General features: G+C 70.5%; 22 protein-coding genes. 16 read left to right on the top strand and 6 right to left on the bottom strand.

All coding sequences use genetic code 11. The annotated features are described in order from the left end of the window. Positions 1 to 160: 160 nt before the first annotated feature. Positions 161 to 1,126, top strand: a complete 966-nt coding sequence (locus V5F67_RS18005; RefSeq protein WP_509210584.1) for an IS5 family transposase — start codon at positions 161 to 163, stop codon at positions 1,124 to 1,126. Between the two features lie 449 nt (positions 1,127 to 1,575). Here the strand turns inward: V5F67_RS18005 and V5F67_RS18000 are convergent, their stop codons facing one another. The 4 genes from V5F67_RS18000 to V5F67_RS17985 all read right to left on the bottom strand — a co-directional run bounded on the left by V5F67_RS18000 (position 1,576) and on the right by V5F67_RS17985 (position 5,533). Continuing rightward, entirely contained in the window at positions 1,576 to 2,841 is a 1,266-nt protein-coding gene (locus V5F67_RS18000) for an ABC transporter substrate-binding protein (RefSeq protein ID WP_394021590.1), read from the bottom strand. A gap of 53 nt (positions 2,842 to 2,894) precedes the next feature. Beyond that, a complete protein-coding gene (locus tag V5F67_RS17995) occupies positions 2,895 to 4,001 on the bottom strand; it encodes an ABC transporter ATP-binding protein (protein WP_394021591.1) in 1,107 nt (368 codons plus the stop codon). Next, on the bottom strand, positions 3,998 to 4,780 hold the full coding sequence (locus V5F67_RS17990) for a DeoR/GlpR family DNA-binding transcription regulator (RefSeq protein WP_394021592.1): 783 nt from the start codon (positions 4,778 to 4,780) through the stop codon (positions 3,998 to 4,000). The genes V5F67_RS17995 and V5F67_RS17990 overlap by 4 nt, the downstream gene beginning before the upstream one ends. 126 nt (positions 4,781 to 4,906) lie before the next feature. Then, positions 4,907 to 5,533: a TetR/AcrR family transcriptional regulator gene (locus V5F67_RS17985; RefSeq protein ID WP_394021699.1), complete on the bottom strand. Its 627-nt coding sequence runs from the start codon at positions 5,531 to 5,533 to the stop codon at positions 4,907 to 4,909. Positions 5,534 to 6,033: 500 nt separating this feature from the next. Here V5F67_RS17985 and V5F67_RS17980 point away from each other — a divergent pair, with 500 nt between their 5' ends. The 9 genes from V5F67_RS17980 to V5F67_RS17940 all read left to right on the top strand — a co-directional run bounded on the left by V5F67_RS17980 (position 6,034) and on the right by V5F67_RS17940 (position 15,308). Then, on the top strand, positions 6,034 to 6,894 hold the full coding sequence (locus V5F67_RS17980; RefSeq protein WP_394021593.1) for an FAD binding domain-containing protein: 861 nt from the start codon (positions 6,034 to 6,036) through the stop codon (positions 6,892 to 6,894). After that, a complete protein-coding gene (locus tag V5F67_RS17975; protein ID WP_394021594.1) occupies positions 6,891 to 7,406 on the top strand; it encodes a (2Fe-2S)-binding protein in 516 nt (171 codons plus the stop codon). The genes V5F67_RS17980 and V5F67_RS17975 overlap by 4 nt, the downstream gene beginning before the upstream one ends. Next, on the top strand, positions 7,403 to 9,835 hold the full coding sequence (locus V5F67_RS17970; protein ID WP_394021595.1) for a xanthine dehydrogenase family protein molybdopterin-binding subunit: 2,433 nt from the start codon (positions 7,403 to 7,405) through the stop codon (positions 9,833 to 9,835). The genes V5F67_RS17975 and V5F67_RS17970 overlap by 4 nt, the downstream gene beginning before the upstream one ends. Positions 9,836 to 9,867: 32 nt before the next feature. Further along, positions 9,868 to 11,115, top strand: a complete 1,248-nt coding sequence (locus V5F67_RS17965) for an ABC transporter substrate-binding protein (RefSeq protein WP_394021596.1) — start codon at positions 9,868 to 9,870, stop codon at positions 11,113 to 11,115. Positions 11,116 to 11,357: 242 nt separating this feature from the next. Next, positions 11,358 to 12,233, top strand: coding sequence for a branched-chain amino acid ABC transporter permease (locus V5F67_RS17960; RefSeq protein WP_394021597.1), 876 nt, complete (start codon positions 11,358 to 11,360; stop codon positions 12,231 to 12,233). Between the two features lie 29 nt (positions 12,234 to 12,262). Then, on the top strand, positions 12,263 to 13,273 hold the full coding sequence (locus tag V5F67_RS17955; protein WP_394021700.1) for a branched-chain amino acid ABC transporter permease: 1,011 nt from the start codon (positions 12,263 to 12,265) through the stop codon (positions 13,271 to 13,273). Further along, complete coding sequence (locus V5F67_RS17950; RefSeq protein ID WP_394021598.1) at positions 13,270 to 14,022, top strand: ABC transporter ATP-binding protein; 753 nt, start codon at positions 13,270 to 13,272, stop codon at positions 14,020 to 14,022. The genes V5F67_RS17955 and V5F67_RS17950 overlap by 4 nt, the downstream gene beginning before the upstream one ends. Beyond that, complete coding sequence (locus tag V5F67_RS17945; protein ID WP_394021599.1) at positions 14,015 to 14,716, top strand: ABC transporter ATP-binding protein; 702 nt, start codon at positions 14,015 to 14,017, stop codon at positions 14,714 to 14,716. Before V5F67_RS17950 ends, V5F67_RS17945 begins: the two co-directional genes overlap by 8 nt. Before the next feature lie 124 nt (positions 14,717 to 14,840). Then, positions 14,841 to 15,308, top strand: coding sequence for an SRPBCC family protein (locus V5F67_RS17940; protein ID WP_394021600.1), 468 nt, complete (start codon positions 14,841 to 14,843; stop codon positions 15,306 to 15,308). A 94-nt stretch (positions 15,309 to 15,402) separates the two neighbouring features. Here V5F67_RS17940 and V5F67_RS17935 read toward each other — a convergent pair whose 3' ends face one another. After that, on the bottom strand, positions 15,403 to 16,338 hold the full coding sequence (locus V5F67_RS17935) for a LysR substrate-binding domain-containing protein (protein WP_394021601.1): 936 nt from the start codon (positions 16,336 to 16,338) through the stop codon (positions 15,403 to 15,405). 264 nt (positions 16,339 to 16,602) lie between these two features. Here V5F67_RS17935 and V5F67_RS17930 point away from each other — a divergent pair, with 264 nt between their 5' ends. The 6 genes from V5F67_RS17930 to sucD all read left to right on the top strand — a co-directional run bounded on the left by V5F67_RS17930 (position 16,603) and on the right by sucD (position 23,338). Continuing rightward, positions 16,603 to 17,568, top strand: coding sequence for a tripartite tricarboxylate transporter substrate binding protein (locus tag V5F67_RS17930; protein ID WP_394021602.1), 966 nt, complete (start codon positions 16,603 to 16,605; stop codon positions 17,566 to 17,568). A gap of 91 nt (positions 17,569 to 17,659) precedes the next feature. Next, positions 17,660 to 18,217, top strand: coding sequence for a tripartite tricarboxylate transporter TctB family protein (locus tag V5F67_RS17925; RefSeq protein WP_394021603.1), 558 nt, complete (start codon positions 17,660 to 17,662; stop codon positions 18,215 to 18,217). Between the two features lie 34 nt (positions 18,218 to 18,251). Continuing rightward, positions 18,252 to 19,760 (top strand): tripartite tricarboxylate transporter permease, encoded by a 1,509-nt coding sequence (locus tag V5F67_RS17920; protein WP_394021604.1) that lies wholly within the window; start codon positions 18,252 to 18,254, stop codon positions 19,758 to 19,760. A 128-nt stretch (positions 19,761 to 19,888) separates the two neighbouring features. Next, positions 19,889 to 21,301 carry an acylating sulfoacetaldehyde dehydrogenase gene (gene sauS, locus V5F67_RS17915; protein ID WP_394021701.1) on the top strand — a complete coding sequence of 471 codons (1,413 nt, stop codon included), beginning with the start codon at positions 19,889 to 19,891 and terminating at the stop codon, positions 21,299 to 21,301. Between the two features lie 10 nt (positions 21,302 to 21,311). After that, a complete protein-coding gene (sucC, locus tag V5F67_RS17910; protein ID WP_394021605.1) occupies positions 21,312 to 22,439 on the top strand; it encodes an ADP-forming succinate--CoA ligase subunit beta in 1,128 nt (375 codons plus the stop codon). Continuing rightward, a complete protein-coding gene (sucD, locus tag V5F67_RS17905) occupies positions 22,436 to 23,338 on the top strand; it encodes a succinate--CoA ligase subunit alpha (RefSeq protein ID WP_394021606.1) in 903 nt (300 codons plus the stop codon). The genes sucC and sucD overlap by 4 nt, the downstream gene beginning before the upstream one ends. Before the next feature lie 91 nt (positions 23,339 to 23,429). On the opposite strand, the gene V5F67_RS17900 is transcribed toward sucD, so the two are convergent. Continuing rightward, on the bottom strand, positions 23,430 to 24,599 hold the full coding sequence (locus V5F67_RS17900; RefSeq protein ID WP_394021607.1) for a thiolase family protein: 1,170 nt from the start codon (positions 24,597 to 24,599) through the stop codon (positions 23,430 to 23,432). Between the last annotated feature and the right edge of the window lie 3 nt (positions 24,600 to 24,602).

The raw sequence follows: 24,602 nt of genomic DNA, 5'->3' as shown, positions 1-24,602 counted from the left end.
GCGGGGGAGGGCAGGGAGGGGGAACCTTCTGCGCTTGCCCGGCGGTGGGGATGGGGACGGCGTCCCTTGCCCCCTCCCCAACCCTCCCCCGCAAGCGAGACCTCTGCGAAATGACGTGAGCTTTGGGTTGTGATTCACTGCGTGTGAGGGGGATGCGGTGATGGATCAACAGAGCTTCCTTGACGCATTGTTGCCTGCGGGGTTTGGGCGCAATGCGCGGCTCGAGCGGATCAGCGGTCTGCTCGACTGGACGCGGATCGAGGCGCTGGTGGTGGCGGTGCGGCCCGGCGAGACCGGGCGTCCGCCGTACAGCCCGCTGTCGATGTTCAAGGCGCTGCTGCTGCAGCAATGGTACGGCCTGTCCGATCCGGGCCTGGAGGAAGCCCTGCTGGACCGGGTGTCGTTCCGTCGCTTCTGCGGCCTCGCCTTGGATGCCGCCACCCCCGACGAGACGACGCTGTGCCGGTTTCGCAACGCGTTGAAGCAGGCGGGCCTGGGCGAGGCGCTGTTCTGCGAGGTGCTGCGCCAGCTGGAAGCGGCGGGCTTCGTGCTCAAGACCGGCACCCTGATCGACGCCACCCTGGTGCAGAGCGCGGTGCGCCCGCCGCCCTCCCGCTCCACGCCGCGGGAGCAGGAAAGCCGCTCGCCGCAGGACCCGGACGCGAACTGGACCCGGCGGGGGACGGCGCGCACCCTGTTCTTCGGCTACAAGGTCCATATCGGTGTGGACCAGACCTCTGGCCTGGTGAGAAGCCGGGTCCTGACCCCGGCCAAGGTGTATGAGAGCGAGGTCGCCGATCGCCTGATCCTGGGCGACGAACGGGCGGTCTATGCCGACAAGGCCTACGAGAAGAAGGCGCGGCGGCAGGCCCTGAAGGCGCAGGGCATCAAGGACCGCATCCAGCACCGCCGGAACAAGCACCAGAAGGGGCTGCCCCGCTGGCAGGCGGTGCGCAACACGCTGATCGGCCGGGTGCGCTCCGGCGTCGAGCGCACCTTCTCCCAGCTCAAGGGGCGCTACGGCCTGGGGCGGATGCGCTACACCGGCCTGCTCGCCAACGCCTTCCACCTGGACCTGATGCTCATCGCCTTCAACCTCAGGACCCTGACCGGCAAGGCCGCCTGAGCGCCACAGGCGCTCGCCCGAAGCGTCCGCGCACTCCCATCGCTTCGGTGCGCAACACCCTCGGAACACGCCAAACGCTCAATCCCAGCCGTGACGCGATGTTTCGCAGAGGTCTCGCAAGCGGGAGAGGGAGTTTGGCCGGTGCCCGCCACCAAGTCCGGGCCGGGCGCCTGCTTCGTCATTCCTCACCTCCGTCATCCCTCACTCCCGTCATGCCCCGGCTTGTCCGGGGCATCCACGCCGCCGCCTGCGCGGCGTTTCGGCAAGGCAGAGGCGGGCCGCCGGGTGGATCCCCCGGACAAGCCGGGGGATGACGCTGCGAAGGGAAGGAGAGGGGCGGCGTCTTCGCCGCCTCCCCATCCCTCGCCTGCCAGCCCCCTTCCTAGCCCTCCCCCGCAAGCGGGAGAGGGAGAGATGTCGCGCTAGCGGGGAAGGGGCCGGGCCCCGGCTCAGCGCTTGAAGGGCTTGAGCAGCTGGTTGGCGGTGGCCTGGGCCTCCTTCAGCGCGTCGGCCGGGCTCTTGGCGCCGGTCAGCGCCGCCTGGATGGCGTTGTTGAGCGCCTCGCGCACCCGCGCCGTCTCCCAGGTGGAGAACTCGGCGATCGCGACCTTGAGCTGGTCGCGCGCCACCAGAGCCTGCGGGAAGTCCTTGCCGTAGGCCTTCAGCTTCTCGGTCTCGTAGGAGGCCGGGCTCACGCCCACATAGCCGGTGGCGATGGACCACTCGGCCGCGCGCTCGGGCGCCGTCATGTAGCGGATCAGCTTGAGGGACGCGGCGCGCTCGGCCTCGGTGGCGTTGCGGAACAGGTAGAAGTTGCCGCCGCCGGTGGGCGAGCCGGGCTGCTTGTGGGCCGGCAGCTCGGCGACGCCGAAGTCGAACTTCGCCTCCTTCCTCACCGCCGTGAGGTTGCCGGTGGTGTGCCACATCATGGCGGTCTGGCCCTGCACGAACGCCTGGCGCAGGGTGCCCCACTCGACGATGCCGGCGGGCGAGATCTTGTGTTCGCTGGAAAGCGACTTCCAGAATGAGAGCGCCTCGATCACCGCCGGGTCGTCGAAGGCGACGCTGGCGCCGTCCTTGCTCATCAGCTCCTTGCCGTTCTGGATCGCGAAGCACTGGAACATCCAGTAGGGATAGCCGGTGGACGGCACCATGAGGCCATAGCGGCCGTCCTTGGCGAGCGTCTTGCCGGCCGCCACCATCTCGTCCCAGGTCTTCGGCGGCGCGTTCGGGTCGAGCCCGGCCTCGCGGAACATGTCCTTGTTGTAGAACATGACGATGGTGGAGCGCTGGAACGGGATGCCCCAGGTCTTGCCGTCGATGCGCCCGTTCGCCATCAGCGCCGGATAGAAGCTGTCGAGCCAGGCCTTCTCCTCGGCGCTCTTCACCACGTCTTCGAACGGGACGATCAGCTCCTGCTCGATCAGGTCGTAGGCGTCGATGGAGAACAGCACCGAGAGCTGGGCCGGCTGGCCGCTCTTGAGCGCCGAGAGCGCCCGCACGCGGGTGTCGTCGTAATTGCCGGCATAGACCGCCTTCACGGCGACGTCGGGGTTCTCCTTCTGGAAGCCCTCGATCATGCCGTCGATCACCTTGGTGAGCGGCCCGCCCACGGCGATCGGGTAGAACATCGTAAGCTCGGTCTTGGCGAGCGCCGGGACCGCGGCGGCGACGAGGCTCGCCGCCGTGGCGGCGGCGGTGAAGAAGCGTCTCATGGTCAGTGTCCTTCTGGCCTTGGGGGAACGCGTACGCGGGTGGAAAACGGGGCTCACACCGCCGCGCGGGCGATGGGGCCGGCGGCCGTCGCCGGCAGGTCGGGGCAGGGCTCGGCCGGGACGCGCCGGCCGCCGTCGCGATCGAACCAATGGGTGGCGGCGGGGTCCCAGGCGAGCGAGACGGCGGTGCCGGGCGCGGGCTCGTTCCGGCCCGGCAGGCGGGCGACGACCTGCGCGCCGTCGGCGAGCCGCAGATAGGCGAAGGTCTCCGCGCCCAGGAACTCGCTCGCCTCCACCGCCGCCGGCAGGAGGCCGGCGTCGGGCGGCGCCAGCCGCAGCGCCTCCGCGCGCACGCCGGCCATGAGGCGCGCCGGCGCATGGCCGGCCGGCACCAGCGCCGCCGGGAGCGAGGTCGCCGGGATCAGCGTCATGGGCGGGGTGCCGACGAAGCCGGCGGCGAAGGCGGTCGTCGGCGCCTCGTAGAGATCGGCGGGCGCGCCCTGCTGCTCGATGCGCCCCTCGCGCATGAGGATCACCTGGTCGGCCATGCCCATGGCCTCGGTCTGGTCGTGGGTGACGTAGATCACCGTCATGCCCAGCCGGCGCTGCAGCGCGCGGATGTCCTGGCGCACCGCGTGGCGCAGCTTGGCGTCGAGGTTGGAGAGCGGCTCGTCCATCAGGCAGAGCGGATGGTCGGCGACGATGGCGCGGGCGAGGGCCACGCGCTGGCGCTGGCCGCCGGAGAGCTGGGCCGGCTTGCGCGCGCCGAGGCCCTCCAGCCCGGTGAGGGTGAGCGCCTCCTTCAGCTTCAGCGCCCGCTCGGCCCTCGGCACCCGGCGCACCTTGAGGCCGAAGACGATGTTCTCCTCCACCGACAGGTGCGGGAACAGCGCATAGGACTGGAACACCACCGACAGGCCCCGCGCCGAGGGGGGAAGGGCGGTCACGTCGCGCCCGCCGATCTCGACCCGGCCGCGGTCGGGCGTCTCCAGGCCGGCGATGAGGCGCAGGGTGGTGGACTTGCCGCAGCCGGACGGCCCGAGCATCACGGTGAAGCCGCCGCGCGGGATGGCGATGGAGATATCCTCCACGCCGCCGCCACCGGGGAAGCGGCGCGTCACGCCGTCGAGGCGCACGAAGGCGGGGCCGGGCGCGCTCATCCGAGGACCCCCGTGGCGACGCGCAGGCGCCGGCCGCCATCCTCGGCGGCAAACAACGGCGCGAACTCGGGCGGCGGCGGCGCGTCCAGCGCCACGAGGTCGATGTCGGCGAGCCGGCCGCCGCGCGCGGGCGCCGGCCGGCCGAGCTTGCTCACGTCCGCCACCAGGATCGAGCGGCGGCAACTGCCGAGCATGGCGGCGCGCACCAGCACCTCGGCGCGGTCGAAGTCCACCAGCGTGCCGTCCGGCTCGATGCCGCCGACGCCGAACACGCACACGTCGACGCGGTAGTCGCCGAACATCTCCTCCACGTGCGGGCCGAGCATGTCGCGGTCCGGCAGCCGCACGGCGCCGCCCGGCAGGATGATGCGGTTCGAGCGCGCGACGCTGAGCGCCATGGCGACGTTGAGATTGTTGGTGACGACGGTGAGGTCGGCGTGCCCCTGCATGGCGAGGGCGACGAACTCGGGCGTGGTGCCGATGCCGAATGAGACCGAGGCGCCGTTCGGGATCATCCCCGCCACCAGCGCGCCGATGGCCTGCTTGGCGAGCGGGTGGATGATGCGGCGCGAGTCGTAGGGCAGGTTGACGCGCGGCGCCTCCACATATTCCGCCCCGCCCCGGCGCCGGCGCAGCAGGTTGGCGTCGCACAGGGTGTTGATGTCGCGCCTTATGGTCTGCGGGGTCACCGCGAAATGCTCGGCCAGCATCTCGATGCTGAGGAAGCCGCCGTTCCGGGCGAGGTCGACGATGCCGTGCTGGCGCGGTGTGATGTTCATTCCCGTCCGTCGCGATGTTCGTTCGAACATTGGCGCGACCGTAGGCGGGCTCGTTGAAGCTGGAGCGTCAGTTCCGTGACGTTCGAATGAACCCCGGCTGGCGCGCGCGCCCGGATGCGGCGCGCCTCAGCGCTGGGCCTCGCGCAGGATGTCCTCGATCACCGGCGCGACGCCGGCGCGGAAGGCGCGCACCGCGTCGCGCACGATCGGGGCGAGATCTTCCGGCGTCTGCGTGCCGTACACGTAGCGGCGGATGGCGAGGTAGAAGATGCGCCCGTGCAGGCCCCAGAACAGCTCTGCCTCGCGCTCCCCGACCGGCACCTCCTGCGGAGGCGGCAGCTTCAGCTCGGCGCGCAGCTCGGCGCAGGCGGGCAGGATGATCTGGTCGCGCACGATGGCGAGGTAGCGGCTGGTGATGTCGAACGACTTCAGCCCCGAGAAGGCGAAGATGCGGACCCAATGATAGTCGAACACCCGCTCCACATATTCGAGGTAGAACTGGGTGAGCCGCGCCTCCAGCGGGCGCGCGCGGTCGGTGACGAGCGGCGCCCAGCTCGCCTGCCAGCGGCTGAGATAGACGTGCTCGTAGACCCGCTCGATGAGGGCTTCCTTGCTCGGGATGTAGCGGTAGATGGCCGAGTGGGTGATGCCCATGCGCTTCGCCAGCTCGCGCGTCTGCCCCTCGAAGCCGCGCTCGGCGAAGAAGCGCACCGCCTCCTCGATGATGGCCTGCTCGCGGTCGGCGGCGCGCATGTGGCGCCGGGGCGGACGCGCGGCGCCGGACCGGGCGGGCTTCTCGGGCAATGGCTTCACCGCGTCTCTCGTCGTTGAACCGCACCAGGGGCGCGCCGCGCCACGCCCTGCGATAGCGCAACCCGGCGCCCGGACCAAGGGGGCGGCCCTTCGCGCGGCGGGGGAAGAGGCGTCGCGGCGCGTTTTCAGGCGGGTTCAGGCGGGCAGGGAAACCGGGCGCCGCCCCGTCCGTTCGCGCCCCCTCTCCCCTTGCGGGAGAGAGCGGGGTGGGTGAGGACGCCGGGCCGGGAACAGGCGGGAGCAGCCGCAAGATTTGGTCATGAAAAACGTTATACCCAATTGAATATAACGATATTCTTCTTCCGTAGAAACAAGCCCCTTGCGCACCGCAGCAAGCTTTTCCGCAGATGTCCCGCAAATCCGGTTGACAAGGCCGGGGCGGCGGCGCCATGTTGTGACCAAGTGGTCACAAATAGGCTGCGGGTTCTGGGAGAAGCGCCGTGAAGGCTCGCGCTTTCGCATATGTGCGTCCGCGCACGCTGGAGGAGGCCCACGCCGCATTCGCGGCGGCGGAGGGCGACGCCAGCTTCATTTCCGGCGGCCAGAGCCTCGCTCCCGCGCTCGCCATGCGCCTCCAGGCGCCGCAGGTGCTGGTGGACCTCGCCGGCGTCGACGACCTGCGCGGCGTCCGCCTGGACGGCGACGTGCTGCGCATCGGCGCGCTCACCCGCCACGCCGACGCCCTCGCCGATCCCCTCATCCGCCGCCATGCGCCGCTGCTGGCCGCCGCCGCCCCGTTCGTGGCCCACCCGGCGATCCGCAATCGCGGCACGCTCGGCGGCAGCGTCGCGCTCGCCGATCCCGCCTCCGAGTTCCCGGCCATGATGCTGGCCATGAACGCGGAGATGGAGATTTCCGGCGACGACGGCCTGCGGCGCGTTCCGGCCGACGAATACTTCCTCGACCTCTACCAGACCGCCATCGCCCCCGGCGAAATCCTGGTGGCGCTCCATGTGCCCGCCGCCGGGCCGCGCCAGTGCTGGGCCTTCGACGAGATGGCGCGGCGCCGGGGCGACTACGCCATGGTGGGCGGCGGGGCGATGGCCCAGCGCGACGGCGATGTCCTGCGCGCGGTCCGCATCGCCCTGTTCTCGGTCGGGCCGACGCCGGTGCGCGCCAGGGGCGCCGAGGCGGCGCTGGAGGGGCGCGCGGCCGATGCCGCCGTGATCGCCGAGGCCCAGCGGGCGCTCGATGCCGACATCGATCCCATGGACGACACCGAGATCCCCGCCGCCATGCGGCGCCACCTCGCCCGCGTGCTGCTGGGGCGGCTGATCCGCAAGCTGGAGGCGGGCGCATGAACATGCTGGCATCCGACCTCGTCCCGCTCACCCTCGCCGTCAACGGCGCGCCGGTCGCCCGCATGGTGGCGCCGCGCACCACGCTCGCCGATTTCCTGCGTGCCGAGCTGGAGCTGACCGCCACCCACGTGGGCTGCGAGATGGGCGCCTGCGGCGCCTGCCTGGTGCTGCTCGACGGCGTGCCGGTGCATTCCTGCCTCGTGTTCGCGGTGCAGGCGGAGGGGCAGAAGGTGGAGACCGTGGAGGGCCTCGTCGCGCGCGGCGCGCTGGCGCGGCTCCAGGCGGCGTTCCATGAGCGCAATGCGCTCCAGTGCGGCTTCTGCACCCCCGGCATGCTGGTGAACGCGTTCGCGCTCCTGGAGCGCGGCGGCGTGCCGGAGCGCGAGGAGATTCGCGACGCCATTTCCGGCAATTACTGCCGCTGCACCGGCTACGAGGCGATCGTCGACGCCATCGAGGCGGCGGCCCGGCAGGCGGCGGCGGAGTCCGCCGATGCGGAGGGCGCGCGATGAACGCTCCCACCGCCTTCGACCGGCCCGACCGCTTGGGCGGCGCGCCCTCGCGCGCCGAGGCGGGCCGGCATGTGGGCCCCCATGTGGGCCCCCATGTGGGCGCGCCCCTGCCGCGTCCGAACGCCAAGCGGCTGCTGGCCGGGCGCGGCGCCTATGTGACCGACCTGAAGCTGCCGCGCATGCTGCACGCGGCCTTCGTGCGCTCGCCCTTCGCCCATGCCCGCATCGTCCGCATCGACGTGGCGGCGGCGCGCGCCATGCCCGGCGTGGCGCTGGTGGCGACGGGCGCGGACCTGGCGAAGCTCTGCACGCCGTGGGTCGGCACGCTCGACCATTTCAAGGGCATGAAGTCCGCCCCGCAGCTGCCGCTGCCGCTGGAGCGCGTCACCTGGAGCGGGCAGGCGGTGGTGGCGGTGGTGGCCGAGAGCCGCGCCGCCGCCGAGGACGCCGCCGAGCTGGTGGAGGTCGAATACGAGGAGCTGCCGGTGCTGGCCGACCTCGACGCGGCGCTCGCCCCCGACGCGCCCCGCATCGTCCCGGAATTCGCCGACAACCTGTGCTTCCGCAGCGTGGTGGAGACGGGCGAGGTGGACGAGATCTTCGCCGCCGCCGCCCACGTGGTGGAGGTGGACATGGCCTTCGGCCGCCACACCGGCGTGACCCTGGAGCCGCGGGCGCTGATCGCCGACTACGACGCCAGCGAAAACCGCCTCACGGTGCACCACGCCACCCAGACGCCGTTCCAGTTCCAGGACCTCTATGCCCGCCATTACGGCCTGCCCGAGGCCCGCGTGCGGGTGGTGGCGCCGGACGTGGGCGGCTCGTTCGGCATCAAGCTCCACGTCTATCACGAGGACATGGCGGTCATCGGCCTCGCCATGCTGGCGGGCCGGCCGGTGAAGTACGTGGCCGACCGCCTGGAGGCGTTCGTCTCCGACATCCACGCCCGCGACCACCGGGTGCGCGCCAAGGCGGCGCTCGATGCGGACGGGCGCCTGCTCGCCATCGCCGCCGAGGACGAGACCGCCATCGGCCCGTTCTCCACCTATCCCCGCACCAGCGCGGTGGAGGGCAACCAGGTGATCCGCCTGATCGGCGCGCCCTACCGGCTGGAGGCCTATCGCGGCGACCTGAGGGTGGTGTTCCAGAACAAGACCCAGACCAGCCAGTACCGCGCGGTGGGCCACCCCATCGCCTGCGCCGTCACCGAGCACCTGATGGACCGGGCGGCCGCGCGCCTCGGCCTCGACCCGTTCGACATCCGCGCCCGCAACCTGATCCCGGACGACGCCTATCCCTGCGCCTCCGCGACCGGCTACCGGTTCGAGAAGCTCTCGCACGAGGCCTGCCTCGCCAGGCTGAAGGCGCTCATGGACCATGACCGCCTGCGCGCCGATCAGGCGGCGGCGCGCGCGCGCGGCGTCCACCGCGGCATCGGCATCGCCGCGTTCGTGGAGATCACCAACCCGACGCCGGCCTTCTACGGCGTCGGCGGCGCCCGCATCTCGGCGCAGGACGGGGCGGTGATCGCGGTGACGCCCTCCGGCGAGGTACGCTGCACCATCTCCGTCACCGAGCAGGGGCAGGGCACGGAGGCGATCATCGGCCAGATCGTCGCCGACTATCTCGGCGTGCCGCAGGAGGTGGTACGCGTCATCACCGGCGACACCGAGACGACGCCCCACGGCGGCGCCACCTGGGCCTGCCGCGGCGCCGGCATCGGCGGCGAGACCGCGCTCCAGGCGGCGAAGAAACTGAAGGCCAACGTGCTGAAGGTGGCCGCCGCCATCCTCCAGGCCCGGCCCGGCGACCTCGACCTCGTGGACGGCCAGGTGGTGGAGGCGGCCGGCGGCGCGGCGCGGCTCTCCCTCGCCGAGGTGGCGCGCATCGCCTTCTTCCGCTCCGACACGCTGCCGCCGGGCACCGACGCCCAGCTCACCGTGGCGCATCACTACGCGCCCTCGGGCTATCCCTTCGCCTTCACCAACGGCGTCCACGGCTGCCATGTGGAGGTGGATGCCGAGACCGGCCTCGTGAAGATCCTCAAGCACTTCGTGGTGGAGGATTGCGGCCGCGTCATCAACCCGCTTCTGGTGGAGGAGCAGGTGCGCGGCGGCGTGGTGCAGGGCCTCGGCGCCGCCTTCTTCGAGGAATGCCGCTACGACGGGAACGGTCAGCTCGTGAACGGCTCGCTCGCCGACTATCTGGTGCCCATGGCGTGCGAGATGCCGGACATCGTCATCGCCCACATGGAGACGCCGACCCTCGACACGGAGCTCGGCGCCAAGGGCTGCGGCGAGGCGGGCACCGCCGCCTCCGCCGCCGCCGCCCTCAACGCCGTGAACGACGCGCTGGCGCCGCTCGGCGCGGTGCTGACCCAGATCCCCATGACCCCCGCGCGCATCCTGAAGGCGCTCGGGGCCTTTTGACCAGAACCATAAAAGCCACTCGGGAGGATGACATGACAGGACCCTTCGAGCATCCCTTATCGAGCGTATCCCGCCGTGCCGTGCTCGCCGGCATGGGCGCCGGCGTCGGCCTTCTCGCCGCGCCCGCCATCGTCCGCGCCCAGGCGGACACCATCCGCATCGGCTTCCCCACCCCGCTCACCGGCCCGTTCGGCGCCGAGGCGAAGGACCAGGTGAAGAGCGCCGAGCTGGCGGTGAAGCTCGCCAACGACAAAGGCGGCATCGCCGGCCGCAAGGTCGAGCTTCTGGTGCGCGACGACAAGCTGAACGCCGGCGAGGCGGCGACCCGAACCCTCGAGCTGATCGAGAAGGACAAGGTGCACGCCGTGGTCGGCGCCCTGTCCAGCGCGGTGCAGCTGGCGGTGAACGAGGTGACGCGCGCCCGCAAGGTGATCTACGTCTCCATCAGCCAGTCCGACACCATCAACGAGGTGAAGGACTTCTCGCGCTACACCTTCCACGAGGCGCTCAACCCGCACATGACCACCGCCGCGGTGGCGCGCGTGACCTTCAAGAAGGGATCGAAGGTCGCCTTCCTGGTGGCGGACTATGCCTACGGCCACGAGATGCTGCGCGGCTTCAAGCGCGCGGCGGGCGAGCTCGGCGCCGAGGTGGTGGGAGAGATCCTGCACCCGCTCGGCACGCCCGATTACTCCACTCTCATGCCGCGCCTGCGCGCCATGAAGCCGGACATCCTGGCGATCTGCAACTTCGGCCGCGACCAGGCCAACGCCATCAAGCAGGCCAACGATTTCGGCATGAACAAGCAGATGCAGATCGTGGTCCCGGTGCTGCTTCACAACCAGCGCATCGCGGTGGCGCCCGAGGTGTTCGAGGGCGTGATCGGCGGCGCCAACTACTACTGGCAGCTGGAATCCACCCTGCCCAGCGCCAAGCGCTTCAACGACGCCTATAAGGCCGTCTATGACGGCGCCGTGCCCACCGACTACGGCGCCTATGGCTTCACCGGCGTCTCGTCGCTGCTGCTGGCCATGGAGAAGGCCGGCGGCACCGACACCGAGAAGGTGGTCGATGCGCTGGCGAGCCTCAAGTACGACGTGGCCAAGGGCCCGCAATACTACCGCGCCTGCGACCACCAGTCGGTGCAGTCGGTGCTGGTGCTGAAGTCCAAGGCCAAGGCGGCGATGACGAGCCCGGTGGACCTGTTCGACATCGTCGCCAACGAGCCCGGCTCGGAGCTGATGCTGCGCACCTGCGCGGAGCTGGGCTTCCCCACCTGAGGGGAGAGCGCGCCAGATTGCCGGCGCTTCCGCAGGGGGCGTGAGGCAATCCCTTCTCCCCTTGCGGGAGAAGGTGGCTCGCGGCGCAGCCGCGAGACGGATGAGGGGCGCGCAGCGCTTCGGAGCGGCGGCGCGACCCCTCGCCCCCGGCCCCTCTCCCGCAAGGGGAGAGGGGAGAGCGCCAAGGCCCCGCCCCGCAAGGGGAGAGGGGAGAGTGCATCGCCCACGCCGAAAGAAGCCCGATGGATCTCGAACTCATCCTCATGCAGCTGTTCTCGGGCCTCGCGCTCGGGGCGATCCTGGTGATGGTGGCCCTCGGCCTCACCATCGTCTTCGGCATGCTCGGCATCGTGAACTTCGCCCATGGCGCGCTGTTCATGGTGGGCGCCTATGCCGGCCTTTGGATCGCCGCGCAGACCGGCAGCTTCTGGTGGGCGCTGATCGTCGCGCCGATCGCCATCGGCGTGCTCGGCATGGCGATCGAGCGCTTCCTCATCCGCCCGCTCTACGGCCGCTCGCCGGACGACCCGCTGCTGCTCACCTTCGGCCTCGGCTACGTGCTGGTGGAGAGCGTGCGCATCACCTTCGGCACCGACGGCATCCCGTTCTCGGCCCCCGAGGCGCTCCAGGGCGTGGTCGACCTCGGGGTGGGATATTTCCCGCTCTACCGCCTGTTCGTGGTGGGCGTGGTGGCGCTCGTCCTCCTCCTGCTCTGGGTGGCGCTGGAGAAGACCCGCTTCGGCCTCATCGTGCGGGCCGGCGCGCGCGATCCGCTGATCATGAAGGTGCTGGGCGTTGACGTGGGGCGCCTGTGGCTCCTGGTGTTCGGCCTCGGCGTCGGCCTCACCGCGCTCGGCGGCGTGCTCGCCGCGCCCATGCGCAACGTCAGCCCCGAGATGGGCACGCTGGTGCTGGCGGAAGCCTTCGTCGTCACCGTGATCGGCGGCATGGGCTCGCTGCTCGGCGCGGTGGTGGCCGGCCTGCTGGTCGGCATAGCCGTGAGCATGACCGCGCTGTTCGCGCCCGAGATGGCGACCATCGTCATGTTCGCCTTGATGGCCTTGATCCTCCTCGTGCGTCCGCAGGGCCTGTTCGGCCGGCCCGGCGTCGGCGCGTGAGGAGGCGGCGCGTGTCCGGAGACCCCACCATGACCACCACCGATCTCGCGGCGCCCGCGCTCGCCGCCGGGGCCCCGCGCTCCGCCGGCCTCGCGCTCGACCGATGGCGCGTGCCGTTCACGCTCGCCGTGCTGTGCGTGCTGCCCTTCGTCCTGCCGTCCCAGGCGCTGGCGGTGAACGTGCTGATCTACGGGCTGTTCACCGTCGGCTTCAACCTGCTGTTCGGCTATACCGGGCTGCTCTCCTTCGGCCATGCCGCCTTCTTCGGCGCCGGCGCCTATCTCACCGGCATGTCGATCGTCCATTTCGGCTTCGGCTGGTTCCCCGCCATGCTCACCGGCGTCGTCGGGGCGAGCCTTCTGTCGGCGGTGATCGGCGCGCTCTCCATCCGCACCCGCGGCATCTATTTCTGCATGGTCACGCTGGCGCTCGCCCAGCTGGTCTACTACCTCGCGCTCCAGGCCTCGGGCTGGACCGGCGGCGAGAACGGCCTGCGCGGCTTCACCGTGGCGCGCGCGGGCCTGCCCGGCGGCTTTTCGGTGAACCTGCTGGACCCGCTTCAGAAATACTATTTCCTCATGGTGTTCGCGGCGCTCGCCTTGTGGTTCGTCTCGCGGGTGCTGAACTCGCCCTTCGGCGCCGCCATCGAGGCGGTGCGCGAGAACGAGACGCGGGCGCGCGCCTGCGGCTTCGACGTGGAGCGCACCAAGCTGCTCGCCTTCATCCTCTCCGGCGCGGTGTGCGGGCTCGCCGGCACGCTCTCGGCGCTGCACCTGTCCATCGTGCCGCTCGACGCGCTCAGCGTGCACACCTCCTCCATCGTCGTCATGATGACCATGCTGGGCGGCGCCGGCTCCTTCTTCGGGCCGTTCGTGGGCGCGCTGGTGTTCCTGCTGATCGAGGACGTGGCCTCGCTGTGGACCTCCCACTGGCAGCTCATCGTCGGCATCGTCTTCATCGCCTTCGTGCTGTTCATGCCGAAGGGCATCTGGGGCAGCCTGATCGCGCTCGCGCGCCGCGAGGGGAGGGCGTCGCGATGACCGCCATCATGAGCGTCAAGGACGTGGGCCGCTCGTTCGGCGGCTTCGTCGCCCTCGCCGGCATCACGGCGGAGTTCGAGCGCAACAAGGTGACGGCGGTGATCGGCCCCAACGGCGCCGGCAAGAGCACATTCTTCAACGTGCTCTCCGGCGTGCTCGCCCCCTCCACCGGATCGATCCGCTTCAAGGGGCAGGAGCTGAAGGGGCAGAAGCAGCACCGCTTCGCCCATCTCGGCATCGCCCGCTCCTACCAGATCACCAACCTGTTCCCGCATCTGTCGGTGGCGGAGAACGTGCGCGTCGCGGCGCAGGCGCTCCGCACCCGCTACGACATCCTGCGCCACCGCGAGAGCTACGCCGAGCTGCCGGAAAAGGCCGAGGCGGCGCTGGCCCAGGTGGGGCTCTCCCACCGCCGCGGCCGGCGCGCGCGCGACCTCGCCCACGGCGAGCAGCGGGCGCTGGAGATCGCCATCGCCCTGGTGGCCGATCCCGAATTGCTGCTGCTCGACGAGCCCACCGCCGGCATGGGCCCGGAGGAGACCAAGGAGATGGTGGCGCTGATCGAGCGGCTCGCCGCCGCGCGCACCATCCTCCTGGTCGAGCACAAGATGAAGATGATCCTCGGCCTGTCCGACCGCATCCTGGTGCTGCATCACGGCCGGCTCATCGCCGACGGCACGCCGGCCGCGGTGCAGTCCGACCCCGAGGTCCGGCGCGTCTATCTGGGGCAGAACGATGGCTATGCTTGAGGTCGAAAATCTCAACGCCTGGTACGGCCCGAGCCATGTGGTGCACGACCTCTCCTTCGCCGTGGAGGCGGGCGAGATCGTCGCGCTGGTCGGCCGCAACGGCGCCGGCAAGACCTCGACGCTGCGCGCCATCATGGGCCTGATGCCGCGCGCCGAGGGCCGCGTGGCGTTCGACGGCACGAGCCTCCTGCCGCTCGGCGCCCACGCCCGCTTCCGGCTCGGCCTCGGCTACGTGCCGGAGGACCGGCGCATCGTGCCCGGGCTGACCGTGCGCGAGAACCTGGAGCTCGGCCTCGTCGCCGCCGGCCGCGCCGACGCGGGCGCCGCCATCGACGAGATCGCCAAGAGCTTCCCCCGCCTGAAGGAGCGCCTCCACCAGCAGGGCACCACCATGTCCGGCGGCGAGCAGCAGATGCTCGCCATCGCCCGCGCCATCATCTCGAAGCCGAAGATGGTGCTGCTGGACGAGCCCTCCGAGGGCATCATGCCGGTGCTGGTGGAGGAGATGGGCGCCCTGTTCCGGACCCTGCGCGACCAGGGCACCACGCTGCTGCTGGTGGAGCAGAACGTGGAGTGGGCGCTGAAGCTCGCGGGGCGCGCCATCATCATCGACCAGGGCGAGAAGGTGCACGAATCGAGCGCCGCCGCCTTGCTCGCCGACAAGGACATCCAGGACCGCTACTGCGCGGTGTGAGCCCCCGAGGCTTGTCCTCAGGCGCGGCCGTCGTGCCCGGGCTTGACCCGGGCATCCACGCCTTGCGGCGGGGCGCAGGCGTCGGAAGCGCGGCGCGTGCCCTCTCAAGAAGAAGGAGCATCCCATGGAGATCACCGGCGAATACCGCATCGCCGCCCCGCGCGACGTGGTCTGGCGGGCGGTGCTCGACCCGCAGGTGCTCGCCGCCTGCATCCCCGGCTGCAAGGAGCTGGAGCAGGCGGGGGAGGGCGCCTACGCCGCCAAGGTGCAGCTGAAGGTGGGGCCGGTCTCGGCCACCTTCGCCGGCACGGTGGAGCTTTCCGACCTCGACCCGCCCGCCTCGTGCCGCATCGTCGGCCAGGGCAATGGCGGCATCGCCGGCTTCGCCAAGGGCGAGGCGAAGGTGACGCTCGCCGAGGACGGTGACGCGACGGTGCTCGCTTACGTTGCCGACGCCCAGATCGGCGGCAAGCTCGCCTCCCTGGGCGGGCGGCTGATCCAGGCGACGGCGAAGAAGCTCTCCGACCAGTTCTTCTCCAGCTTCGCCGCCCGGGTCGGGGCGGGGGAGACGGCGCCGCCGCCGCCGGGCTGAGGCGTCCTACGCCGCCTGGACCAGCCGGGACTGGACCAGGCGGGACGTGCGTCGGAACAGGCGGGATCAGGGGCTGGTCGTCCCGCCCTTTCCCTCAGGCGCGCCCCACCCCCGCGCGCTGCGCGCGCCGGGCCGCTCCGCCTGTGTCGGCGGTGGGATGAAAGGCGGAAACCTGCGCCAGCTCGCGCTCGACGAAGTCGCCCAGATGCTCGGCGGCGGCGCTCAGCGCCATCGGCCTTCGGTGCAGCACCAGCTCGATCGCCGGCAGGTCCGGCAGCCCGTCCGCGGGGCCGGGGCACCGCATCCCCGGCTGCACGGCGCAGCGCGGAAACACCGACACCGCAAGGCCCGCGAACACCGCCGCCTGAAGCCCGGCAAGGCTTTCGCTGAACGAGGTGATGGTCCATCGCCGCCCCGCCCGCCCCAGCGCCTCCAGCGCCCGCTGGCGGTAGACGCTGCCCGGCGGCAGCACCGCGAGCGGCACCACCTCCTCCGCCTCCGGGCGGTCGTGAAGCCCCGCGACCCAGGTCAGCGGCTCCCGGCGCACCACCGTGCCGGTCTTCAGGTCCGGCTGCAGCGTGGCGATGACGAGGTCCAATTCATCGCGCAGCATCGCCTCGTACAGATGAACGCTCCGCATGCACCGCATCTCGATCTCCACATGCGGATGCGCCCGCGCGAACCGGCGCAGGAGCTGCGGCAGGAGATAGGCGGCGTAGAGGTCGGGCACGCCGAGCGTGACGGTGCCGCGAATGTCCGGCGCGCCGAAGCGCGCCCGGGCCTCGTCGTTGAGGCGCATGATCGCGCGGGCATATTCGAGGAACACCTCGCCCTCCGAGGTGAGCTTCAGATGCCGGCGATCGAGGTCGAACAGGGGACGCCCCAGCGCCTCTTCCAGCCGCTTGATCTGCTGGGTGACGGCCGGCTGCGTGCGCCCGACCACGCGCCCCGCCGAAGTGAGGCCGCCCGTATCCACGATGGCGAGGAAGGTACGGACCAGCGCGATGTCGAGGTCGGGGATCATGATCATAAGGATTGCGAATGCCGAGGATTAACACAATAGATTTCGGCTAATCGCGAGGCGGATGTACCGTTCCTCCGTCTACCTCGTTGTCGCGTCGGGTCGCAGGGTCACGCCAAGGCATAACGCCAAATCCTGCGACCACCTACAGACTTACGGTCAGGAAGCTGGCTGCAGATTCGCAGCCGCTGCCAGTCGCGCATAAATATTCCGGGCAACATCACGCAAGGTGAACTTGTGGATGGCAAAGATCCGGAGTGGGAGGAACGCCAGATGGATCTTTCACGACGCCAGTTTCTCTACGCCAGCGGCGCATGTGTTGCGGCGGGAGCGCCGTTTTGCGGCGCCGCCCTCGCGGCCGATCCGAAGTATCCGGCGCGGCCGATCGAGATGATCGTGCCCTGGGGGCCGGGCGGCGGCGCGGACCAGCTCGCCCGCCAGGTCGGCAAGCTCGCCGAGCCGATGCTGGGCCAGGGCATGCCGGTCGTGAACGTACCCGGCGGCACCGGCGCCACCGGCATGGCGAAGCTCCTCGCCGCCCCGGCGGACGGCTATTCCGCGGCCATCTACATCGCCGACGCCCACGCACTCCTGGCCGGGCCCAACCCGCGCTGGCAGCTCTCCGACATCACGCCCGCGGCGGTGATGATCCAGGCCCCGTCCTTCATCTTCGTGGCCCAGGACAGCCGGTTCAAGACCTGGGCCGACTTCGAGAAGGAGGCCCGCGCCAATCCCAGCAAGCTCAAGGTGGCGACGCTGGGCTTCGACAGCGTCGACGACTTCTCGCTGAGCTATCTGGCCGGCAAGGGCATCAAGGTGGTGCAGGTGCCCTTCTCCAAGCCGAGCGAGCGCTACATCTCGATCCTCGGCGGCCATGCCGATGCGCTCTACGAGCAGGCTGGCGACGTCGGCAGCTTCCTCAACAGCAAGCAGATGCGGCCGCTGCTGGTGTTCGGCAAGGAGCGCTTCCCCGACTTCAAGGACATCCCGTGCACCTATGAGCTCGGCTACCAGGTGGCGCTGCCCCAGTTCCGGGCGGTGGTGCTGCGCGCGGGCACGCCGGCGGCGGCGCTGGCGGACTTCGACCAGGTGATGGGCAAGGTGGCGGCGAGCGCGGAATACAAGAAGTTCCTCAAGGACCAGATCGCCGATCCCAACAGCTACCTGCCGGCGAGCCAGTCTTCCGCCTTTCTGACCCAGCAGCTCGCCGAGATGAAGGCGCTCGCGAAGCCCTCCTGAGCGCGGCCGCGTCCCGGCCGCGCCGGCCGGGACGCCCAGCCCCTCGGGGGATTCCAAAGCTCCATCCCAAATCCGCGTCGAGGAGGGTCGCATGACCGCGCTCGCGATGAAGAGCCGTGTCTCGGCTGCACTGCCCTATGTTCTGCTTGTGGTCATCGCGGTCGTGCTCTGGCGCCTCGCGGACCATATCGAGGTCGCCGCGCGTCCCGGCCAGCTCGGTCCCGACTTCTGGCCCAAGGTCGCCATCGGCCTGATGGGTATCGTCGCCCTGGTCGAGCTGGTGCGGGCGATCGTCTCGCCCAACCACCGGGAGGCGCATGGCATCGCCGACCAGCTCGAGGCCGCCGAGCCCCTGGCCGACGCCGACGAGCTGGAGGACCGCAGCCTGCCCCTGCTGCTGGGCGGGATGGCCATGTGCGGCACCTATGCGCTGTCGCTCGGCATCATCGGCTTCCCGCTCGCCACCTTCTTCTTCCTCGCGGGCTTCATGTATCTCGGCCGGTTCCGCCGGCACACCATGATCTGGATATCCGCCTTCATCGGCACGGCGGTGCTGAGCGTGCTGTTCCTGAAGGTGGTCTACGTCTCGCTGCCGCGCGGCATGCCGCCGTTCGACATGGTCACCGACTTCATCGTCAGCCTGCACTGAATCCCGCGCAGCGGACCCTGAGAAGGCGTTTCATATGCTCGATACTCTCACCCAGCTCGGCGCAGGCTTTCTGGCCTGCTTCACGCCGGTCCACATGCTGATGCTGCTCGTCGGCCTCGTCGTCGGCCTGCTGGTGGGCATCCTGCCGGGGCTCACGCTGGTGATGGGCGTGGTGCTGTTCCTGCCCTTCACCTACCAGATGGATGTCACGGCGGCGATCATCCTCCTGACGGCGATGTACGTCTCCGGCACCTACGGCGGCGCCTTCACCTCGATCCTGTTCCGCATTCCCGGCGAGCCGATCCACGTGCCGCTGCTGTGGGACGGCTATGCCATGGCGAAGAAAGGCCAGCCGGCCAAGGCGTTGGGCTGGACGCTGATCGCCGCGCTCATCGGCGGGCTGATCTCGGCGGCGGTCATGGTGGTGCTCACCAAGCCTGTGGCGCAGTTCGCGCTGAAGTTCTCGTCTCCGGAATACTTCGCCATCGTCCTGCTGGGCCTCGCGAGCGTGATCTCGCTCGGCAAGGGCTCCTTGTCATCCGCGCTGATCAGCCTGTCGGTGGGCCTGCTGGTCGCCAGCGTCGGCACGGATGCCATCTACGGCTCCTACCGCTTCACGTTCGGAACGCCGATCCTCGCCGACGGCATCGAGTTCCTGGTGGTCATGGTCGGTGCCTACGGCGTCGCGGAGGTGCTGGCGCGGCTGGAGCTCGGCTTCTCCTCCGCGCCGCTCAAGGGGGTGAGCGACACGCGCACCCAATTGCCGAGCCTCAAGGAGATTTCGGGGCTGAAGGGCATGCTGCTGCGCTCGACCGTGCTCGGCCACGTGGTCGGCATCATCCCGGGCGCGGGCGCGACCATCGCCTCGTTCGTGAGCTACGGCGTCGAGAGCCAGTTCGGCCGCCAGCGGGGCCGCATGGGCTCCGGCGTGCCCGAGGGCATCGTCGCGCCGCAGTGCGCGGCCACCGCCTCGGTGGGCGGGGCGCTGATCCCGCTCCTGGCGCTCGGCATCCCCGGCAGCGGCGCCACCGCGGCCATCCTCGGCGCCTTCATGCTGCACGGCGTGCAGCCCGGCCCGCAGGTGATGATGACCTCGCCGGCCATGGTCTACACCATCTTCGCCTCGCTCTTCGTCGGCATCGCCGCCATGTGCGTGCTCGGCTACTTCGCCATCCGGCCGCTGGTGAAGATCATGGACTTCCCGGAGGCGGTGGTCTCCGCCTTCGTCATGGTGTTCTGCTTCATCGGCGCCCTGTCGATCCGCTCCAACGTCACCGACCTGTGGCTGATGCTCGGCTTCGGCGTGGTCGGCTACCTGTTCGAGCGCATGCGCTTTCCCATCGCGCCCATGGTGCTGGGCGTGATCCTCGGCCCGCTCGCCGAGGAGGCGTTCATGAACTCCATGATCTCGTTCCAGAACGACTGGACGGTGTTCTTCACCCGCCCGATCTCCGGCTCGGTCCTGGTGCTCGTGGCGCTGACGCTGCTGCTGCCCGTGATCGGCACCCTCATCCCCCGCAGGCGCCCCGCGCCCGCCGAATAGGGGCGCCGGCGACGGCTGTCGCCAGGCCCCGACGCTTCAGGCGCTCCCCGAGGGCGCGTGCAGGCAGCCGATGGCGGCCGGCATCGAGGAACAACGCAAGGAGGAAGTGAATGTCACAGGCCGTCATCATGCCGCTCGATGTGGCGGACGACGCGATCGCCGCGGTCGAGCGCACCATGCGCGCCGCCCGCCGGGCGCAGGAGAGCTTCGCCGACGTCAGCCAGGAGCGGGCCGACGAGGCGGTGCGCGCGCTCGCCTGGGCGATCTACGAGCCGGGCCGCGCGCGCGAGCTGGCCGAGCTGGCGGTGGAGGACACCGGCCTCGGCAACGTGCCCGACAAGATCACCAAGAACCAGCGCAAGACCTTCGGCACCCTGCGCGACCTCCTGCGCGGCCGCTCGGTGGGGGTGATCGAGGAGGACCACGCCAGGGGCATCGTCAAATATGCCAAGCCCATGGGGGTGATCGGCGCGGTGACGCCCTCCACCAATCCCGCGGCGACGCCCGCGAACAAGGCGATGATGGCGCTCAAGGGCCGCAACGCCATCGTCATCGCCCCGTCTCCCCTCGGCTACCGCACCACCGCGCGGGTGGTGGAGATGATGCGCGCCGAGCTGGCCCGCATCGGGCTGCCGGAAGACCTGGTGCAGGTGCTGCCCGAGCCGGTGACGAAGGAGAGCACCACGGCGCTGATGCGCATGGCCGACCTCGTGGTCGTCACCGGATCGCAGGACAATGTGCGGCGCGCCTATTCGTCCGGCACGCCGGCCATCGGGGTCGGCGCGGGCAACGTGCCGGTGATCATCGACGCCAGCGCCGATCTCGCCGACGCCGCCCGCAAGATCTGCGCCTCGAAGATCTTCGACAATTCCACCTCGTGCTCGTCCGAGAATGCCGTCGTCATCCTCGACGAGGTCTACGACGCGGCAATCGCCGCGCTGGAGGAGGCCGGCGGCTTCATGTGCGCGCCGGACGAGAAAGAGCGCGTGCGCACCAGCCTGTGGGCCGGCGGCAAGCTGAACCGCAGCCTCATCGCCCGCGATGCACCGATCCTCGCGGAGGCCTTCGGCCTGCCCGATGCCGCCAAGGCGGCGAAGTTCTTCATGGTGGAGGAGGCTGGCATCGGCCGGGATCATCCCTTCTCCGGCGAGAAGCTCTCATTGGTGCTGACGGTCTACCGGGCGCGCGACTTCAAGGACGCCAAGCGCCTGGTGCGGGACATCCTCGACCATCAGGGCCGCGGCCACTCGCTCGGCATCCACACCACGCAGATGGACCATGCCCGTGAGCTGGCGGAGGACCTCGACGTGGTGCGGGTGCTGGTCAACTTCGCCCACACCTTCGGCAATGGGGGCGGCTTCGATTCCGGCCTCGGCTTCACCCTCTCCATGGGCTGCGGCTCCTGGCAGAAGAACTCGATCTCCGAGAATCTCAGCTTTCGCCATTTCCTGAACATCACCCATCTCGTGACGGTGATCCCGGAGGACAAGCCCTCCGAGGAGGAGCTGTTCGGACCCTTCTGGGCAAAGTACGGCAAGTGAGGGCCGCGCCATGAACCTCGTCGAACAGGCCGCGAAGGCCCTCGTGCTCGCGCCGGCGGGCATCCCGATCCCGCGCGGCTTCCTGTGTCGCACGCCGCCGGAGGCGGCGGACGCCTGCCGCGAGATCGGTCCCTGCGTGGTCAAGGCGCAGGTGCCGACCGGCAAGCGCGGCAAGGCCGGCGGCATCAAGGTTGCGACGACGCCCGATGCCGCGACCGCTGCCACCGAGACGATCCTTGGCATGTCCATAGACGGCCACAAGGTCGAAAGCGTGCTGGTGGAGGCCTGCGCCGAGATCGCGCGCGAATTCTACGCCGCCGTGCTCTCCGATTTCGCGAGCCGGCGTCCGCTGGTGCTGTTCTCCACCGAAGGCGGCATGGACATCGAGGAGGTGGCGGCCGCGCGGCCGGACGCGCTGCGGCGCGCGATCGTCGATCCCGAGGCAGGCTTCAGCCGCGAGGATGCCGCCGCTTTGGTGCGCGGCCTCGATCTCGGCCCCGCGCACGGCCAGGTGGTGGACATCCTCGCCCGGCTCTACACCGCCTATGTGGCGAGCGATGCCGAGCTGCTGGAGATCAATCCGCTGGCGGTGCTCGGCGACGGGCGCGTGGTGGCGCTCGACTGCAAGTTCACGCTCGACGATTCCGCCGCCTTCCGCCAGCCGGAGCTGGCCGCCGCCGCGGCTAGCGATCCCGCCACCGAGCTGGAGCGGCGCGCCGCCAGCGCCGGGCTGAAGTTCATCCAGCTCGACGGAAACGTGGGCGTGCTCGCCAACGGCGCTGGGCTGACCATGACCACCATGGATGCCATCGCCCATTTCGGCGGCCGGCCGGCGAATTTCCTGGAGATCGGCGGCGAGGCCTACACCAAGGCGGAGACCGCGCTCGACCTCGTGCTCTCCAATCCCGGCGTGAAGAGCTTGGTGGTGAACTTCTGCGGCGCCTTCGCGCGCACGGACGTGATGGCCGAGGGCGTGGTGAAGGCGTGGGAGACCCTGCGGCCGACCTTGCCGGTCTATTTCTCGATCCACGGCACGGGCGAGGACGAGGCGGTGCGCCTGGTGCGCGAGCGCCTCGGCATCGAGCCGTTCGATTTCATGGAAGATGCGGTGAAGGCCGCGGTGGAGGCAGCCCGATGATCATCTTTCGCAAGCACCACCGCGTGCTCGTCCAGGGCCTCACCGGCAAGCAGGGCTCGTTCTGGGCCGAGAAGATGATGGGGCAGGGCACCCGCATCGTCGCCGGCGTCAATCCCAAGCGGGCCGGCGAGACCCATCTCGGCGTGCCGCTCTTCGCCAGCGCCCGCGAGGCGGCGCGGACGGAGCCGTTCGACGTGGCGGTGATGTTCATCCCGCCCGCGGCGGCGCGGGAGGCCGCGCTCGACGCCATCGATGCCGGCGCCGGGCTCCTCGTGGTGCTCACCGAGCACATCCCGGCGCACGACGTGATGGCCATGCACCGCGCCGCGGCCCGCAGCGGCACCCGCATCGTCGGTCCCAACACCGCCGGGCTGGTGACGCCGGGCGAGGGGTTCGTCGGCATCATGCCGGGCCACAACCCGAACATCTTCCGGCCCGGCCGCATCGGCGTGATCTCGCGCAGCGGCAGCCTCGGCACGCTGGTCTGCCTCAACCTGACCCGCGCGGGCCTCGGCCAGTCGGCCTTCCTCGGAATCGGCGGCGATCCGATGATCGGCACCACCACCCGCGACGCGCTCCAGGCCCTCGACAAGGACCCGGGCACCGACGCGGTGGTGATGGTCGGCGAGATCGGCGGCGCCATGGAGGAGAAGGCGGCCGAATATGCCGCCGGCATGCAGAAGCCGGTGGTCGCCTTCATCGCCGGGCGCGCCTCGCCGCCCGGCAAGAAGATGGGCCATGCGGGCGCGATCGTCACCGGCAGCGCCGGCGGCTATCCCGCCAAGCGCGCGGCGCTGGAGGCGGCGGGCATCACGGTTGTCGATACCCCCTCGCAACTGACCGACACGCTCACCGCCCGGCTCGCGGCGAGCGAGCCGCGGGCCATGGCGGCGACCTGAGCGGGGGGAGGCGCGGCCGGCCGTCCTGCGAGGGTCGGCTGCGTCTGCCCGCCGGGTCGAGAGTGAAGGCCGGGGCGGCTGCGCGGAGCGCTCAGGGCTCGATGCGCTCGATGATGGTCGCGGTGCCGATGCCGCCGCCGCAGCACATGGATTGCAGGCCGAAGCGGCCCCCGCGACGCTCCAGTTCGCCGATCAGCAGCGTCATCAGCCGCGCCCCGGTGGAGCCCAGCGGATGGCCCATGGCGATGGCGCCGCCGTTCACGTTCACGCGCGAGAGGTCGGGCCCGATCTCCTTGATCCAGGCGCCGAGCACCGATGCAAACGCCTCGTTGATCTCGAACAGGTCGATGTCGTCGAGCGCGAGCCCGGAGCGGGCCAGGATGCCGCGGGTGGCGGGGATCGGCCCTGTCAGCATGATCTCGGGATCGACGCCGACGACCAGTTGCGCATGGACGCGGGCGCGGGGCATGAGCCCCAGAGCGCGCGCCTTGCCGGCGCTCATCAGCAGGAGCGCGGCCGCGCCGTCCGAGACCTGGCTGGCATTGCCCGCCGTGACACGTCCCTCGGGCCGGAAGGACGGCTTCAGCGTGGCGAGCTTCTCCACGCTCGACCCAGGCCGCACGCCCTCGTCGCGCGTCAGCGTCACGCCGTCGGCGCCCGCGACCGGGATCATGTCGGCGCCAAAGCGTCCCGCCTCCTGCGCCGCGGCGGCGCGGCGGTGGCTCTCGACGGAGATCTCGTCCAGATAGGTGCGGTCGAGGCCCCAGCGCTCGGCGATGCGCTCGGCCGCCTCGCCCATGCTGGGCATGGAGAAGCGCTCCACCAGTTCCTTTGGGTAGCGCGACCCGTAGCGCGTGTCGTCGTTGCCGCCGCGGGTGGCGGACATGACCTCGACGCCGCCGGCCACCACCACGTCGCAGACGTTCGAGCGGATCAGCGTGTCGGCGAAATGCACCGCCTGCTGCGAGGAGCCGCACGCGCGCTGCACCGTGGTGCCCGGAACCGTCACTGGCATGCCTGCCATGAGCAGCGCGGTGCGCGCCACGTTGCCGGCCTGCATGCCGACCTGGGTGGCGCAGCCGGCCACCACGTCGTCTACCAGCGCCGGATCGAGGCCCGTGCGCTTGATGAGGCGGGAGAAGACGTGGCCGAGCAGGGCCGCAGCATGCCATTCGCGCAGGGTGCCGTCGCGGCGCCCGACCGGCGTGCGGATGGCATCGATGATGACCGGTTCGCGGTCGCCGACCTCGTGAAACCTCATCTC

This window comes from Xanthobacter pseudotagetidis (genome assembly GCF_043194795.2).
Classification (GTDB): domain Bacteria; phylum Pseudomonadota; class Alphaproteobacteria; order Rhizobiales; family Xanthobacteraceae; genus Xanthobacter; species Xanthobacter tagetidis_A.
The sequence above is the reverse complement of the archived record's forward strand: the minus strand, read 5'-3'. Positions and strand labels throughout refer to the sequence as shown.